The organism is Akkermansiaceae bacterium (genome assembly GCA_019634595.1).
GTDB lineage: Bacteria > Verrucomicrobiota > Verrucomicrobiia > Verrucomicrobiales > Akkermansiaceae > Luteolibacter.
The window spans coordinates 188975-205274 of sequence record JAHCBC010000003.1; the positions used below are offsets into that span (position 1 = coordinate 188975).

At 63.7% G+C, this 16300-nt stretch carries 13 protein-coding genes; 5 read left to right on the forward strand and 8 right to left on the reverse strand.

Annotated features, from left to right (window positions below; all coding sequences use genetic code 11):
* Positions 1-5: 5 nt before the first annotated feature.
* Together KF712_11460 and argB are read left to right on the forward strand one after the other, a co-directional pair.
* Positions 6-1643: a hypothetical protein gene (locus KF712_11460; GenBank protein MBX3741602.1), complete on the forward strand. Its 1638-nt coding sequence runs from the start codon at positions 6-8 to the stop codon at positions 1641-1643.
* The gene (gene argB, locus KF712_11465) at positions 1640-2509 is read left to right on the forward strand and encodes an acetylglutamate kinase (protein ID MBX3741603.1); all 870 of its coding nucleotides are present in this window, start codon (positions 1640-1642) and stop codon (positions 2507-2509) included. Before KF712_11460 ends, argB begins: the two co-directional genes overlap by 4 nt.
* Positions 2510-2624: 115 nt before the next feature.
* Here argB and KF712_11470 read toward each other — a convergent pair whose 3' ends face one another.
* A complete protein-coding gene (locus KF712_11470) occupies positions 2625-3758 on the reverse strand; it encodes a DUF4886 domain-containing protein (protein MBX3741604.1) in 1134 nt (377 codons plus the stop codon).
* A gap of 177 nt (positions 3759-3935) precedes the next feature.
* Between KF712_11470 and KF712_11475 the strand changes: the two genes are divergently transcribed.
* Complete coding sequence (locus KF712_11475) at positions 3936-4922, forward strand: alpha/beta fold hydrolase (GenBank protein ID MBX3741605.1); 987 nt, start codon at positions 3936-3938, stop codon at positions 4920-4922.
* Between the two features lie 265 nt (positions 4923-5187).
* Positions 5188-5976 (forward strand): SDR family oxidoreductase, encoded by a 789-nt coding sequence (locus tag KF712_11480; protein ID MBX3741606.1) that lies wholly within the window; start codon positions 5188-5190, stop codon positions 5974-5976.
* Between the two features lie 61 nt (positions 5977-6037).
* On the opposite strand, the gene KF712_11485 is transcribed toward KF712_11480, so the two are convergent.
* From KF712_11485 to KF712_11515, 7 genes are all read right to left on the reverse strand, one after another.
* Positions 6038-6784, reverse strand: coding sequence for a glucose 1-dehydrogenase (locus KF712_11485; protein ID MBX3741607.1), 747 nt, complete (start codon positions 6782-6784; stop codon positions 6038-6040).
* A complete protein-coding gene (locus KF712_11490; protein ID MBX3741608.1) occupies positions 6781-9942 on the reverse strand; it encodes an efflux RND transporter permease subunit in 3162 nt (1053 codons plus the stop codon). The genes KF712_11485 and KF712_11490 overlap by 4 nt, the downstream gene beginning before the upstream one ends.
* A gap of 78 nt (positions 9943-10020) precedes the next feature.
* Positions 10021-11193, reverse strand: coding sequence for an efflux RND transporter periplasmic adaptor subunit (locus tag KF712_11495; GenBank protein ID MBX3741609.1), 1173 nt, complete (start codon positions 11191-11193; stop codon positions 10021-10023).
* A 72-nt stretch (positions 11194-11265) separates the two neighbouring features.
* Positions 11266-11880, reverse strand: a complete 615-nt coding sequence (locus KF712_11500; protein MBX3741610.1) for a TetR/AcrR family transcriptional regulator — start codon at positions 11878-11880, stop codon at positions 11266-11268.
* 55 nt (positions 11881-11935) lie between these two features.
* On the reverse strand, positions 11936-12877 hold the full coding sequence (locus KF712_11505) for a glutathione S-transferase family protein (GenBank protein MBX3741611.1): 942 nt from the start codon (positions 12875-12877) through the stop codon (positions 11936-11938).
* Positions 12878-12931: 54 nt separating this feature from the next.
* Positions 12932-14521, reverse strand: coding sequence for a sel1 repeat family protein (locus KF712_11510; GenBank protein MBX3741612.1), 1590 nt, complete (start codon positions 14519-14521; stop codon positions 12932-12934).
* A 34-nt stretch (positions 14522-14555) separates the two neighbouring features.
* Positions 14556-15725 carry a 3-dehydroquinate synthase gene (locus tag KF712_11515; protein MBX3741613.1) on the reverse strand — a complete coding sequence of 390 codons (1170 nt, stop codon included), beginning with the start codon at positions 15723-15725 and terminating at the stop codon, positions 14556-14558.
* A gap of 54 nt (positions 15726-15779) precedes the next feature.
* On the opposite strand from KF712_11515, the gene KF712_11520 reads away from it, so the two are divergent.
* Entirely contained in the window at positions 15780-16298 is a 519-nt protein-coding gene (locus KF712_11520) for an NUDIX hydrolase (protein MBX3741614.1), read from the forward strand.
* Positions 16299-16300 lie beyond the last annotated feature (2 nt).

Below are 16300 nucleotides of genomic sequence, written 5' to 3' on the forward strand. Positions count from 1 at the left end.
TCCCCGTGGCCCACCCGCGCCTCCGCTTCCTCAGCGTGCTGATCGCCTCCGCGGCGACCGCCTGGTGTGCATGGAGCGTGCTGCCCTCCGGGCCGGTGGACCGGTTCATGGTGAGGACGATGGCATCCACCACGGCGAATCCGCCGTTCATCATCGCCGGGGCGGGAACGCAGGAATCCCCGTGGTCGCTGCGGGTGCTGGCCCCCTACCAGAAGGCGGACCCGAAACACGAACCCGCCGTGGTTTCCCTGGGCGATGACAAGGAAGGCATCTTCCAGAGTTCCCCTCCCTCCCCCGTGGATCTGGCGGTGGTGTTGAAGAACATGCATCGGCTGGGAGCTGAGAAGCCCGCCATTTCCGCTCTCCTCGCGTGGGAGGAACCCGAAGCCATTGCCATCAGCGCGCTCGACAATGCGCTGGCGGCGTTCCCCGCCGTGACGACCGCCTCCCCGCTGTCCCGCGGAGCCACCGGCTCTCCGATCCCCCCCACTTTCCGCCGTGCGTCCATCGCCGGGTCACAGGTCAGCGGAGACATCACGGGCGTCCCCACGGTCAACCGGCTGCCGCTCCCCGGAGTGATCCTCGGGGGAGATAACGCTTTTTCCGGTTTCACGCTGCTGGAGCACGAGCCGGGTGGTTCCCCGGTGCTGGCCCGCTGGGATGACCGCTTCGTCCTCTCCTTTCCGCTCGTCGCCGTGCTGGTGGAACGCGGCCTGCCGTTTGACGGAGTGGAGGTGGAGCTGGGGAATTTCATCAAGCTCGGCGCGAAAGGCCCCTATATCCCCATCGACAAGACGGGCCGGATTTCCACCCATCCCGGGAAATCCACCGATTCCCGCCTGCTCCGCGCGGAGCTGCTCGGGGACATGCAGGATGGGACACCGCTTGCCGGGACCGGCCTGGTGGTGCTGCGTGATGACCAATCCAATGCGGAGGCACCGACCAGGGCGTTTTCCGCACGGGTGGCTCCTCTTCTGGCCGACATCTCGTCCGGTGCGGGGATGTCCCCGGAGCAAATCCTCACCCGTCCGGAAAAGTGGCGGGAACTGACCATCCTCGGGATCGCCGCCATGTTGCTGGCCATGCCATTCCGCCGCCCGCGGTTCAGCCGTGGGATCATCTTCGCGGTGGTGGGTACGGCCGCCCTGGCCATCCACCTCATCGCCTTCCTGACCACCTCCGTCTGGCCGCCGACACTCGGCGTCCTGGGTGCGGTGGCCGGAGCTTTCTTCGTCAGCCACCTGTTCTTCCGTGATACGGCGGAGGAGCCGGAAGCGCGCCCCGCCGTCCCGCCGACAGATGAAGCCTCCCCACCCGCTGAGGTGATCGCGGAAGAAATCACCACACCGGTGACCGACTCCGTCCCTGCGCCGGCAACGGAATCCCCTGCCCCACCGGCCAAAAAAACCGCCGCGAAAAAAGTGGCGGCGAAAAAAAACGCGAAAAAAGCTGCGGCGAAAACGACGGTTGAGGAAAAAACGGAGGCCGTCACGGATGAGCCTCCTCTGAAGCCAGCCGCGAAAAAAGCCGCAGCGAAGAAAACCACCGCCAAGAAAGCGGCGGCGAAGAAGATCCCCGCGAAGAAAGCCGCCGCGAAAAAGACCACCCGCGCCAAGAAAACTCCTCCATCCGAGCCATCATGAACCCCATCGACAAAGCAGACGCCCTCATCGAGGCGCTCCCCTATCTCCAGGCCTTCCGCGGCAAGACCTTCCTCATCAAGATGGGAGGCTCCGCGATGGAAGACCCGGAACTGGTGAAGAACGTAATGCGGGACATCGTTTTCCTCGAGGTGGCCGGCATCAACCCCATCGTCGTCCACGGCGGTGGCAAGGCGATCTCCGCCGCGATGGAGACGGCCGGCCTGGAGGCGAAGTTCGTCGGCGGCTTCCGCGTCACCACGGATGAGGCGATCGACATCGTGGCCCGTGTGCTTTCGGAGGAGATCAACCCCGGCTTGGTCCGGATGATGCGTGACTTCGGCGGCAAGGCGGTGGGCATCGCGGGTAACAATGTCTTCCTCGGCGAGAAGCTGCGCGGCAAGGACGCGGAGGGAAATTCCGTCGATCTCGGCCGCGTGGGCGAGGTCATCGGCTGCCAGCTCGCCAACATGGACGCCGCGCATGACGCGGGCATCGTCCCGGTGATCTCACCGCTCGCGGCGGAACTCGGCACCGGACGCCCGCTCAACATCAACGCGGACCTCGCCGCCGCCGCGCTGGCGAAGGAGCTGCGGGTCGCGAAGCTGGTCTATCTCTCCGACGTTCCCGGACTTCTGTCCGATCCGAAGGATCCCACCTCCCTGATCAAGTCCGTGACCCGCAAGGAAGCCGACAGCCTGATCGCGGACGGCACCATTTCCGGCGGCATGATCCCGAAGATCCGCAGCGCGGTGGACGCGCTCAACGCGGGTGTCCGCAAGGTCCACTTCGTCGATGGCCGCCAGCCCCACTCCCTGTTGCTGGAGATCTTCACCGACGGCGGCATCGGCACCGAGGTGGTGAGGTAAGGAGGAGAAGTTTTCAGTGTTCAGTTTTCAGGAAAGAGAAGAAAGCTGAACACGAATCCAGCGAGTCCTGAAGATACCCATTTCTTTTCCCCCTTTGCGCCTTGGCGGTGAAATTTTACTTCAGAGCAGGCGCAGGCACGTTGACCAGCACCTGGTCCGCGATACCGCGCAGCACCGCCGCATCCTCCGGTGTCACAACGGGCGGAACGAAGGTGTTGTCCGCCACCTTTCCTCCGAAGAGGAAACCATAGAAAACGGATGCGCCGAGGTAGCGGCCTTCCGCGTTGCAGTGCTTGAAGTCGAGGGATGCCACCAGCTTCTCCACCTTCTTTGGTTCCGCCTTCACGATGGTGGCGCTCTCCGCCGCAGGCTCTGCCGCAGGGGCAGGCTGCCCGGCAGGAGCAGGCTCCGCCACCGGAGCGGGTTCCTCGACCGGCACGAGGGTCTTCTTCACCGTCCAACCGACGTTCAGGCTGCCGGACTGCACGGGCGACGTACCGGGCAGCGGTTCCTTATAGTTGAAGGCGGGGTCGGGATACTTGAAGGTCCAGCGGGGAAGTTTCCGCGCTTCCTGCATGGCGGTGCCGACGGGAATCATGCGCAGGGAATACTTCTCCGCGAGCTGGCCATACGCGGCCATCAGTCCGTCATACATCGCCTGCTGGTCGAAGCCGTCCTTGTAGAGCGGGCAGTCCTCACGATAGGCCCAGGTCTGGTGGATGAGGATCTCCGCGGTGGGCGCATACTTCCGGATGTAGGCGATGATCTCGCCCGCGTATGGCTCGAAAGTCTCGAACTGGAAGCTGGTGTTGCTCACCTGCTGGATGGTCACGTAGTCCCACTTCTCCAGTTCCAAGGCCTGGCGCAGGGAAAAGTTCTTCGGCACTTCCTTGGATTTCGGATCCACCTCGTTGCCGCCGGAAGCGATCTTCGGTGCGGAAACGTCGTCCGCCAGTGAGTGGATGACGCTTCCACGGTAAGGGCTGCCCTGCGGGTCCGCCGGGTTCAGCTCGAAGGCCTTCATGTGGCGGGCGTGGCGCTCGAAGGTGCAGCCGCCGAGGTTGGCGCGGAAAAGCAGGAGGTCCTTGTTCGCGGCCTTCGCCATCGCAGGCAGGTAGGCGGTCGCGTCATTGGCGAAGCTGTTGCCGATGGTCAGCAGCTTGACCTGGCCCTTCGGTTCCTCCTTCGCCATCAGATGGCCGGTGAGGACGAGCAGGAGGCAGGCGAGGGTTTTCGTCAGGCGTCTCATGGGTGGTGGAAGCTACCCTACGTGGAAGGACCGCCAAGAAATTTCACCGGCCCACCGGTTCGATGTCTTTCCGGTTGGCGGCGGACTGGAGCACGGCCGACAGGTGGCTTTGTGAAAAATACGTGAAGCGCCGGAAATCAGCGGCGGAACGGCCCGACCGCTGGTTATCATGCGCGGATGTTTCCCTTTGGCCCCATTCTTTTCAGCCGGAAGTTCCTGATCCCATCCGGGCTGCTGGTGCTGGCGGGGGCGGGCCTCACGCTGTGGGCCGGGGACCAGCTCGCCTGTCCCCCGAGGAAGGCGCTGGAGGATCATCATCGGGAGTTTCTGGCGGATCCCGCCGCGCATGGCGTGAGGATCGACCGGTTCAGTGCGGGTGACGGGACGCCGTGCCTCGTCTGCACCCCCGACGGCTCTCCGGGAAAGCGGGGCGCGATCATTCGCGACCAACTGGCGGCGAGGGGCCTGCCGCTGCCATCCTACGGCATCGTGAAAGGTACGCTCGTCCTGCTCCATGGCCGCAAGGGCCGGAAGGAAGATTTCCTGCCCGTGGCGGAGAGGCTCTGCGCGGCGGGCTTCCGCTGCATCATCCCGGACCTGCCCGGGCATGGGGAGCATCCGGGGGAAACCATCACCTACGGTATCCGCGAGGCGGCTCTTCCGGAACGCGTGCTCGACGAAGCGGCGCGGCGGTTCGATTTCAACAAGCAGCCATGCGGTCTGGTGGGCATGTCGATGGGAGGATCCGTGGCGGTCCATGCCGCCGGAAAGGGCGACATCCCGTGGAAGGCGCTGGTGGTGATCGCCAGCTTCGACGCGCTGGAACCGGCGGTCCGTGGACAGGCATCCATGCGGATCGGGGAAACATTGGCCGGCTGGTGGATGAAGGGCGTGACGAAGGTCTATGAATCGAAGACGGGGATTCCGCTCGCCTCGATCCGGCCTTGTGATTCGGCGGAATACGTTCCCATCCCGACGCTGGTCGCGCATGGATCGAGGGACACGATCACGCCAATGTCCTCCGGGCGAAAATTGTATGAGTGCCTGCCCGCGTCCATCGAAGCACGGTGGATCGAGATCCCGGGTGCGGGGCATGACAACGTGCTCATCACGGATTTCCCGATCTACGCGACCATCGCGGAATGGATGATGGAGCGGCTGTAAGAGAGGCAGCAACTGAGTTGCGGCTTCGCCGCTATGTCCGCTACGCTCCCATTCCGGGCAGTCCGGCTGGGGCAATGTTTGCGATGGGGAGATGCCATACCGGAAATGGCGTCCCCGATGGAAATGATTGGGGAACGTCGATTCGGTATGGAGTCGCAGGATAGGAGAGGCTCTCCCCCGCCGGACCGCACGGAGTGCGATCCCTGCCGCAACCCCTTGCAAGGATCCCGGGATGCGCTAATGTTCGATGAAATTCGAACACATTATGGACCTCCAACTCGCTGGAAAAATCGCGCTCGTAACCGCCTCTTCCGGCGGCATTGGTTTGGAAATCGCCCGCTCGCTGGCCCGTGAGGGGGCGACGGTCATCATCAACGGCCGCTCCGCGTCTTCGGTGGAGCAGGCGATCGCGAAGCTGCGCGAGGAACTGCCGGACGCGAATCTGGAAGCACTGGCCTCGGACAACGGCACGGCAGAGGGCACGGAGGCGACCATCGCCGCGTTTCCGGACGTGGATATCCTCGTGAACAACCTCGGCATCTATGAGCCGGTCGGATTCTTCGAGGAAACCGACGAATCTTGGCAGCGCCTTTTCGAAGTGAACATCATGAGCGGGGTGCGCCTGGCCCGCCACTACCTGGCGAAGATGCTGGCGAAGAACGACGGCCGGATCATTTTCATCTCCAGCGAATCCGGCGTGAACCCCGCGCCGGAGATGGCGCACTACAGCGCCACCAAGACGATGCAGCTATCCATTTCCCGCAGCCTCGCGGAACTGACGAAGGGCACCAGGGTGACGGTGAACGTGGTGCTGCCCGGCTCCACCAAGACGGAAGGCGTGACGAAGTTCATCGGCGATATTTTCCCCGACTTGCCCAAAGAGGAAGCGGAGCGGAAGTTCATGCAGGAAAACCGCCCGACCTCGCTCATCGAGCGGTTGATCAACCCGGCGGAAATCGCCGATGCCGTGGCATTTGTTTCCAGCCCGCGTGCCTCCGCGATCAATGGCGCCGCGCTGCGGGTGGACGGTGGATTGGTCCGGAACATTTTCTGAATTCCGCGCGGAAAAGGAAAGCGGCGGTGGTCATCCCACCGCCGCCTTTTCTTTGCGTTGATCAATACCCGCCCGCCACCTGGAGCACCTGGCCGGTCACCCAGCCGGAATCCTCCGAAGCGAGGAACACAGCCACCGGGCCGATGTCATCCGGTTGGCCGATCCGGCCGAGCGGGGTCTGCGCGATGATCGCCTTCGGGACCTCCGTCTCCAGGAAGCCGGCGGAGTGCACGCCTTCCGTCTCGACCATTCCGGGGTTCAGCGAATTCACGCGGATCCTCCTGGCGCCGAGTTCGCGGGCCAATGCCTTGGTGACGGCATCCACCGCACCCTTGGTCGCGCTATAAACCGAGGCACCGGGCATCGGGGCGACGGCGACCATCGAGCTGATGTTGATGACGCTGCCGCCTTCCTCGCCGAAGAGCGTCGCCGCCTTCTGCGTGGTGAGGATCAGGCCGAGGACGTTCAGGTTGAACTGGCGGTGGAAATGCTCCTCTGTGATGGCCTCCAGCGGGCCGAACTCATAGACGCCCGCGTTGTTGACGAGGATGTCCAGCCTGCCGAAAGCGGACTGCGTTTCCGCGAACAGGCGGTCGATGTCCGCCTGCTTCGAGACATCCCCCTGCACGGCGATGGCCTTGCCCCCGGCTGCTTCGATTTCACCCACCACCTTGTCCGCGCCGGACTTGCTGGAGGCATAGTTGATCACGACCGAGGCACCCGCCGCGGCCAGATGTTTGGCGATGGCCGCTCCGATGCCCTTGGACGCTCCGGTGATGACGGCGACTTTTCCTGCTAGTTTGCTCATGGTTCGATTTCCTTTGGTTGCTTTGGTTTCTTCACGCCGATCCTTTCGAGGACCGTGTAGAAAATGGGGGTGAGGAAAAGACCGAAGATGGTCACTCCGATCATGCCCGAAAAAACGGCGACACCCATCGCGCGGCGCATCTCCGCTCCGGCACCGGTCGAGATCACCAGCGGGAACACACCCGCGATGAAGGCGATGGAGGTCATGAGGATGGGGCGGAGGCGCAGCCGGGATGCTTCGATCGCCGCCTCCACCACGCCCTTGCCTTCCTCACGCAGCTTCACGGCGAACTCGACGATCAGGATCGCGTTCTTCGCCGCCAGGCCGATGAGGACGATGAGGCCGATCTGGGTGAAAACATTGTTGTCGCCCTTTGTCAGCCAGACGCCCGCCATCGCGGACAGCAGCGCCATCGGCACGATCAGCAACACGGCGAAGGGCAGGCGGAAGCTTTCATACTGGGCGGCCAGCACCAGGAACACCAGCAGCAGGCTCAGCGGGAAGATATACATCCCCGTGTTGCCCGCGATGATGCGCTGGTAAGTCAGTTCCGTCCAGTCGAGCACGATCCCTTTCGGCAAGGTCTCTGCGGCGAGCTTCTCGATGATGGCTTCCGCCTCCACGGAAGTGGTGCCGGGTGCGGGGCCGCCGCTGACATCCGCCGCGGCGTAGCCGTTGTAGCGCATGGTACGGTCCGGTCCGTAGGTCTCCTTCACCTTGGCGAGCGAGCCGAGCGGCACCATCTGTCCGGCGGAGTTGCGGACCTTCAGGCGGGAGATGTCCTCCGCCACCGTGCGGAATTCCGAATCCGCCTGCGCCACGACCTGGTAGGTGCGGCCGAAGCGGTTGAAATCGTTCACATAAAGCGATCCCAGGTTCACCTGCAGCGTCTCGAAGATGTTCGCAAGCGGCACGCCCTGCTGCTTGGCCTTCGGCCGGTCCACCTCCACTTCGAGCTGCGGGGTGTTGGTGGTGAAGCTGGAGAACAGCCCCGCGAGGCCCGGCGTGGCATTCGCTTTCTTCAGGAACTCCTGCGTGGAGCGGTAAAGTTCATCGTATCCCAGGCCCGCACGATCCTCGATGTAGAACTTGAACCCGCCGGTGCTGCCCAGGCCGTTGACCGGAGGCGGAGGGAACACCGCGACGAACGCTTCCTGGATTTCCCCGAACTCTTTCTGCAGGTCCTCCGCGATCTCCGGGCCGCTCATGCGCGGCTTGCCCTTGCGCTTCGAGAAGTCCTTGAGCATCGGGAAAAGGATCCCGCTGTTCGCGCTGTTGGTGAAGCCGTTGATCGAGAGTCCGGGGAAGGCGAGGGAGGTTTCGACGCCGGGATGCTTCGCCACGATGTCGCCCATTTTCCTCACCACCTCATCCGTGCGCTCCAGCGAGGCACCATCGGGAAGCTGCGCGAAGGCCACTAGGTATTGCTTGTCCTGCGAGGGGACGAATCCACCGGGCACCTTCCTGAACGAGTAGCCGGTCAGCACCAGCAGGCCGACGTAGAGAATCAGACCCGCGACGCTCATGCGGATGGCCTTCGCCACGCCATTGGAGTATTTGTTGGATGCCCACTCGAAGAACCGGTTGAACGGCCGGAAGAACCAGCCGAACAGCTTGTCCATCACCTTCGAAAGAGGGTCCTTCGGCGCGTGGTGGTCCCGCAGCAGCAGGGCCGCCAGCGCGGGCGAGAGCGTGAGCGAATTGAACGCGGAGATGATGGTGGAGATCGCGATGGTGAGGGCGAACTGTTTGTAGAACTGCCCGGTGAGGCCGCTGATGAACGCCGTGGGAATGAACACCGCGGCCAGCACCAGGGCGGTCGCCACGATGGGTCCGGTCACCTCCCGCATCGCCGTCCGCGTCGCCTCGAACGGGGATTTGCCGAGGGCGATGTTCCGCTCGACGTTCTCCACCACAACGATCGCGTCATCCACCACGATGCCGATGGCCAGCACCAGGCCGAATAGGGAGAGCGCGTTGATCGAGAAGCCCAGCCCGTGCATCACCGCGAACGTGCCGACCAGCGACACCGGCACCGCCGCCAGCGGGATGATGGAGGCCCGCCATGTCTGGAGGAAAAGGATGACCACCAGCACGACCAGCAGGACGGCCTCCAACAGGGTGTGGACGACCGCCTCGATGGAGCTGCGGACGAAGACCGTCGGATCATAGGCGATGGCATAGTCCAGACCCTCCGGGAAATCCGCCTTCAACCGTTCCATCGTCGCCCGCACGTTGTTGGAAAGCTCGATGGCATTCGACCCCGGGAGCTGGAAGACGCCGATGCCGACCGCCGTCTTGTTCGCGAGCAGGGAGCGCAGCGAATACTCCGCCGCACCGAGCTGGATGCGGGCCACGTCCCGCAGGAGCGTGCGCTCCCCCCGCCCGCCGATCTTCACCACCACGGAGCCGAACTCCTCCTCGGTCACCAGCCTCCCCTTGGTGTTGATGATGAGTTCCGTCTCCGCTCCATTCGGGTTCGGCTGCTGGCCCACCGCCCCGGCGGCCACCTGCACGTTCTGCTCCCGGATGGCGGCCACCACATCCCCGGCGGTGATCCCGCGCGAGGCCATCTTCCGCGGGTCCACCCATACCCGCATCGCATAGTCTCCGGAGCCCCACGTGTTCACGAGTCCCACCCCGGGCAGGCGGGTCATCACGTCCTTCACCTGGAGCGTAGCGTAGTTCCGGACATAGACCTCATCGTAACGGTTGTCCGGGGAGAACAGGTGGACCACCATCGTCAGGTCCGGAGAACTCTTGGCGGTGATCACGCCGTTGCGCGTGACCTCCTCAGGCAGCTTCGGCAGCGCCTGGGAAACGCGGTTCTGCACCTGGACCTGCGCCTTGTCCACATCCGTTCCCAGGGCAAAGGTGACCGTCAGCGTCATCACCCCGTCGCTCGTCGCCTGGGAGAACATGTAGAGCGAATTCTCCACGCCGTTGATCGACTGCTCCAGCGGCGTGGACACCGTCTCCGCGATGGTCTTCGGGTTCGCGCCGGGATAGCGGGCGGTCACCACCACCGTCGGCGGGATGACTTCGGGATACTCGCTGACCGGCAGGCGCGTCAGCGAGATCGCCCCGACGAGGAAGATGACGATCGACAGGACACCCGCGAAGATCGGCCGTTTGATGAAGAAGTCTGAGAAGTTCATGGCTGGGAAATGGGCGTGGTCCGCCTGTGATTCCGGGAAATGATCCGGAAACGCGGTGTTCGGAGGCTTGGGGGCGGGTTACTGCAGTTGGGGATCGACCTTCATGCCGGCGGTCACCCGCTGGAGGCCGCTGACGATCACGCGGTCCCCGGGGGCGATGCCCTCCCGGATCACACGCTTGCCATCCAGCACCGGGCCCAGCTTCACGCTACGGTAGGAGGCGGTGTTGTCGGCGGAAACGGCGAACACGTATTTCTGGTCCTGGTTGGTTCCGATGGACCGCTCGCTGACGAAAAGCTTCGGCTCCGGTCCGCTGGTGGGAAGCCGCACCCGGGCGGAAAGGCCGGGGATGAGCTTTCCGTCCGGATTCGGAAACACCATCCGCAGCACCAGGCTGCCGGTCCCTTCGTCGAGCCGGTTGTCGGAGGACTCGATGTAACCCTGATTGGGATAGTCCTGCTCATCGCTCAACTGCATCCCGACCGGGATCCTGCCTCCTTCGTTCAGGATGCGGCCCTCGCCATTGAGGCGGTTGAAGGCGAGCAAAGTGGACTCGTCGATGTCCGCGTAGACATGCACATCCCCATCCGAAACGATGGTGGCGAGCAGCGTGCCATTTCCGGGGGTGCCGGAGATCATGTTGCCCGCCGTCACCAGCGCCCGGCTCACCCGCCCGCTGATCGGCGCGCGGATCTCGGTATGGTCCAGGTCGAGGCGGGCGTTTTCCTTCGCGGCCTCCGCCGCCGCCAGATCCGCCTTGGCCTCGGCCAGCCGGGAGTTGCGCGCATCCGCCTCCTCGATCGAGATCGCCCTGCTGGCAAGCAGGTCATCCGACCGCTTCGCCTGGCTGCCGGCGATGTCCACCTTCACCTTCGCCCGCTCCACCGCCGCCGCCGCGAGATCGAACTGCGCCTTGTACCAACGCGGGTCGATGACGAACAACACATCCCCCGCCGCCACGCTCTTTCCGGCCTCCAACCGGACTTCCTGGATGTGGCCGGAAACCCGCGGCCGCACCTCGACGGATTCGATCGCCTCCACCCTGCCAAGCAGCTCCTGGTGATCGACGATGGTCCGTTGCTCGACCGCGGCGATGGTCACCTTTGGCGGCGGAGGAGTGGCGGCGGCGGATGGTTTTTCATCAGCGGCTTTCGCGTGGCTGAGAAGGTAGGCGACCGGGATGCCGAGGGCGGCAATGGCGGCTGCTGTCAGGGCGGGGATGCGCAGTTTCCGAGGGAGTCGGGCATTCATGGCGGTATCGGATTTCAAACGTCGGAGGTTGTAGTTGACCGTATGGTAAACAATCATTTGCGAAAAAAAATATCAGGCCACCGTCTCCTGCGTGGTGGCGCGGAGGAGACCGATCGCGGTTTCCGGCAGATCCTTGATGAAGTTCAGGTCATTGTGGATGCGTGCCTGGGCGAGGCTGCCCTCGAAAAAGGAGAACAAGCATTTCGCCTTCGCCGCAGGATCCCCCGGCGGGATGGAACCTTCCGCCTGGGCGTCACGGATGGCGGACTCAAAGTAGCGGAGCTGGTTCCCCAGCACCTCCTTCGCCTTTTCCCGCACGGCTTCATCCTCGCTGGTGCTCTCCGAACCAACGGAAAAGCAAGGGCAGCCGAGCACCTGTCCGTGTTCCTTCACCACCTTCGTCTGGCCCTCGTGGACGTTCCTGAGGAAATTCGTGATCCGCTCCAAGGGTGGGACGGACGCCGAGAACAGCCGGTCATAGGTCTCACGGCCGCAGGAATACCAGTTCTCATGGAGCGCCGCGGCGGCCAGCGTGGATTTCGAATCGAAGAAGTAATAGAAGCTCCCCTTCTTCACACCCGCCTTCTCGCAGATCGCATCGATGGTCAAAGCGCCGTAGGACCGCTTCCAGATCAAATCCAGAGCGGCGTCCAACAGGCGTTCTTTGGCATCACTCGTGCGACCCATGGGGAAATGAATAGTTTACCATTTAGTCAAATACAAGCGGAAAGGTGGAATTTTCTCAAAACCGGTCCCGGTCGTGTCCAGCGGTGAAGTCCAGCTCCGGCCCGATGGGGACGATGCGGGTCGGGTTGATGTCACCGTGGGTGAAGTAGTAGTGCCGCTTGATGTGGTCGATGTCCACCGTCTCCGCGATGCCCGGCTGCTGGTACAGATCCAGCAGGTAGCCGTGCAGGTTGGGATAGTCGATGATCCGCCGGACATTGCATTTGAAATGCCCGTGATAGACGGCATCAAAGCGGACGAGGGTGCAGAACAGACGCCAGTCCGTCTCCACGATGCGCGCACCGAAGAGGTATCTGCCGGCGGCCAGCCGTTCCTCGATGCCATCCAAGGCGGAAAAGAGCTTCCGGCAGGCCCGCTCGTAGGGCTTCTGGGATGAAGCGAATCCGGCACGATAGACGCCGTTGTTGATCGTCTCATAGATGTGGTCGGACAGTTCCTGCTGCTCCGTGGCGATGTCTTCCGGGAACAGGTCCAGGCCTCCATTTCCGAGCGGACGGAACGCATCATTGAACATGCGGCAGATGTCGTCCTCCGAGTTGTTGACGATCCGCTTGAGCTGCTTGTCCCACAGTACGGGAACGGTCACGCGTCCTTTGAAATCCGGGTCGCTCGCACGGTAGGCTTCCGAAAGGAACGAGAAACCATTGATGGGATCAGTGGTGTAGCCGTCGCCATCACGGAAGGCCCAGCCGCGCTCGTCACGGATGGGGTCGAGGACCGTGAGGCCGACGGCCTTTTCCAGCCCCAGCAGCTTGCGGACGATCACGGTCCTGCTGGCCCACGGGCAGGCCAGGGAGACGTAGAGATGGTAGCGGCCTGCGGCCACCTCGAAACGGGCATCCCCGTCCTGCCTCACCCAGTCGCGGAATTCATCTTCCTGGCGTTCGAATTCTCCATCGGCGGACTGCTCATCGGGGAACTGGGCTGGGGCGGACATGGCGGGATTACCTCGAGTTTCATCCCGCCATGCCATGGAGTCAAATGGCCCCGGTCACTTCTTGGGGGCCGGCTTCGTGGGAGCCACCGGTTTGGCGGGTTCCACCGGGGGAGCCGGGGCCACTGGAGCCGATGCCTGGGCGGAATTCATTTCGGCCAGGAACTTCTTCGCTTCCGCGCGCTGGGTGTCATCGAGCTTGGCATCGATTTCCTTGGCGAATGTTTCCGCTTCCTTCTCACCCCGCCCGGAAGCGAGGGAAGCGAAGGCCCAGGCCTTCCCCAGATCCCGCTTGATACCGGCGCCCTGGGCGTGCAGGCGGGCGAGCGCGAGGGTCGCCGGGCCGTGGCCCTGCTGGGCCGCGAGGGCATAGAGCTGCCCGGCGTTCTGCAGGCTCTGCTGGACTCCCGCACCGCGCTCAAAGAGGGTGGCGAGATTGTTCTGGGACGGAGCATAGCCCGCCTGCGCCGCGCGGGTGAACCACGCCGCGGCGGCCGAGGCGTCCATGCCGCCGAGCTTTCCGGAGAGGTAAAATAGGCCCAGTTCGTTCTGGGCCTCGACGACACCGCCGGAGGCAGCCGCCGCCAAGTGGCCGTAACCCTTGTTACGGTCGGGCTTCTCCGCACCAAAGGCCAGCACGGCCAGGCGGAGGTGGGCCTGGGCGCTGCCGTCTTTCGCAGCGGCTTCCAGCACCGTGGTGCCACGGGCGATGTCCTTCTCGATGCCCTTGCCCTCGATGTAGAACTCCGCGGCGCGAATCGCGCATTCCTGTTGTCCGGCATCCTTGCCTTTTTCGTAGGCGGCCAGCGCCGCATTCAGATCCTTCTTCACGTTCTCCTCGTAGTCACCGAGGGCGAGGTAGGCGGAATACTCCTTCGCATCCGCGGCCTTCCTCAACCATTCGCGGCCTTCCTTCTCGTTGCGGAATTTTTCCGGACCGTTCAGCAGGCGGGAACCCAGCGAACTCATCGCCACCGGCTCACCTTTTTCCGCTGCCTTTTTGTAGGCTTCCAGGGACTTGGTCCCGTCCTGTTTGTCCGGGAAACCGAATTGCCCCTCATAAAGGCGGGCGATGAGCATGAGGGAGGTGATGTCACCTTTCTCCGCTGCGGAGTTCCACCACTGGAGCGCCTTGTCGAAGTCAGGCTCCTTGCTCAGGCGGCCACGCATCCAGGCCTCACCCAGAACCCTGCCGGCCACCGTGGGATCGGTTTTTGCGGCGGTTTCGAGCAGTTCACGGGCCTTGGACCGCTCCTCCTCTTTTTCCGAGGCGAGGTAGATGAACGAGAGGCGGTAAACGGCGTCCTTCTGTCCGGCGGCCACCGCCTTGGTGTAGAACTCGACGGCCTTGTCCCTGGATACATCCGCCCCCTGGCCGCTCTCATGCGCGAAGCCGAGGAGGTAGAGCGCGTCCGCGTTTCCGGTGGCGGCCAGTGGACCCGCCAGAGCCACCGCCTTGTCATGTTCCCCCGCCTTGAAGGCGTCCAGAGCCGGCTTTGCCGGACCGGACGCGTCAGGCACCGCGGCGTCGGCGGCTTCTTTCGCGATCTCCGGGGAAATTTCGATGGGGGATGAAACGGCTGCCCGCGCGGCGGTCAGGGCGAGCAGGGAGCAGGAAAAGAGGAGGGCGGACTTTTTCAAACGCATCCCGGGACGCTACCGGTCCGGGGAAAATCCGCAACTACTGAGTTGAACCAGCCCGGGCACCGCTTTCCCAGCGGGAACGCAGTTCCCCGATGCACTGGTCGAGCAGCGGCATGTCGAAATCATGGACGTCCACGCCCTTTCCGAGACCCTCCAGGAGCAGGACGGTCAGCTCACCGCCGAGGTGTTCGCGGAACTCATCCAGACCGGCGAAAACTTTCCTCCCGCCGTTCTCATCCCGGACCTCCAGATCCGGGTGGTAGGTGACCAGCGACAGTCCGTCCAGCACCCGCAGCACGCGCTCCGCGGATGCGGGATCCAGCAGTCCTACGCGGGCTGAATAAATGGTGTCCAGCGCCAGACCCACGGCGACCGCCGGGGCATGGGAGAGCCGGTAGCCGCTCATGGCCTCCAGCTTGTGCGCGGCCCAGTGGCCGAAATCCAGCGGACGGCTGGAACCGGTTTCGAAAGGATCCCCGCCGGTGGCGATGTGGCGGGCATGGAGGAGCGCGGACTTTTCCACGCATTGCTCCAGGGTCTCCGGGTCGAGGATCGAAAGGGCGGTGAGATGTTCCTCGATCCACTCGAAAAACGACGCGTCCTTCACCAACGCCACTTTCACCGCCTCGATGAGGCCGGCGCGGCGCGTTTCCTCATCCTGGGTATGCAGGAAGCGGAAGTCATTCACCACGGCGAAAGGCACGGAAAACACACCCACCCAGTTCTTTTTTCCGAAGAAGTTGATGGCACTCTTCACCCCCACCCCGCTGTCATCCTGGGAAAGGGTGGTGGTGGGGAAACGCACCAAGCGGACCCCGCGGTGGGCGGTCGCAACCGCATACCCCACCGCATCGAGAAAGGCACCGCCACCGATGACGAGGGCGTAGGAGTGCCGGTCGATGTGCGCGGCATCCAGCTCCGCCCAAACCCGGCGCACCACCGAGTCGTCCGCCTTCGCCACCTCTCCGCCCGGCAGGCCCACCACACCGCGGAAGTCCAGCGAGCCTGCGGCAAAGTAGCCGGCGATGCTTTTCACCAGCCCCGGCCACGCGGCGGAAACCGCTTCCTCGAGGAACACAATGACCCGTCTGCCGCCGCCCTCGGCGAGGATTTCCATGAGATCGGCATTGTCCGCGGCGAAGGCATCACGCGTGAAAACGATACGGTGCTTGAAGGTGACGGGAATCTGGAAATCGTAGCGGGACATCAGCGGACAGCGAATTTATGCACCGAATACGCCCGTACGCCACCGTTTCTTCCCATGACTGACACCCGGATTTTGTTTGAAACCAAGTGGATCCGCGTCCGCAAGGAAGGAAAATGGGAATACGTCCAACGGCCTTCGTCGGACTTCGCCGTGGGAATCCTGGCCATCACCCCTGATGACGAGGTGGTTCTGGTCGAGCAGTTCAGGATCCCGACGGGGACCCGCGTGATCGAAATCCCCGCCGGACTGGTGGGGGATGAGCCGGAATTCCAAGACGAATCCCTGGAAGACACCGCGCGCCGGGAACTGCTGGAGGAAACCGGCTACCGTGCGGGAACCATGAAGTTCCTGATGCGGTCACCCGCCACGCCGGGGCTGGCACGGGAGTTCATGAACATCTTTCTCGCCACTGATCTGGTGAAGGAGACGGAAGGAGGCGGAACGGAGGGCGAGGACATCACCGTCCATCATGTCCCCCTTTCCGGACTGAGGCGGTGGCTGGCGGAAAAGCAGGCCGCGGGCGTGGATGTGGACGCCCGCCTCCCCGCCGCCCTGTGGCTGGCAGGGAGGTAAGG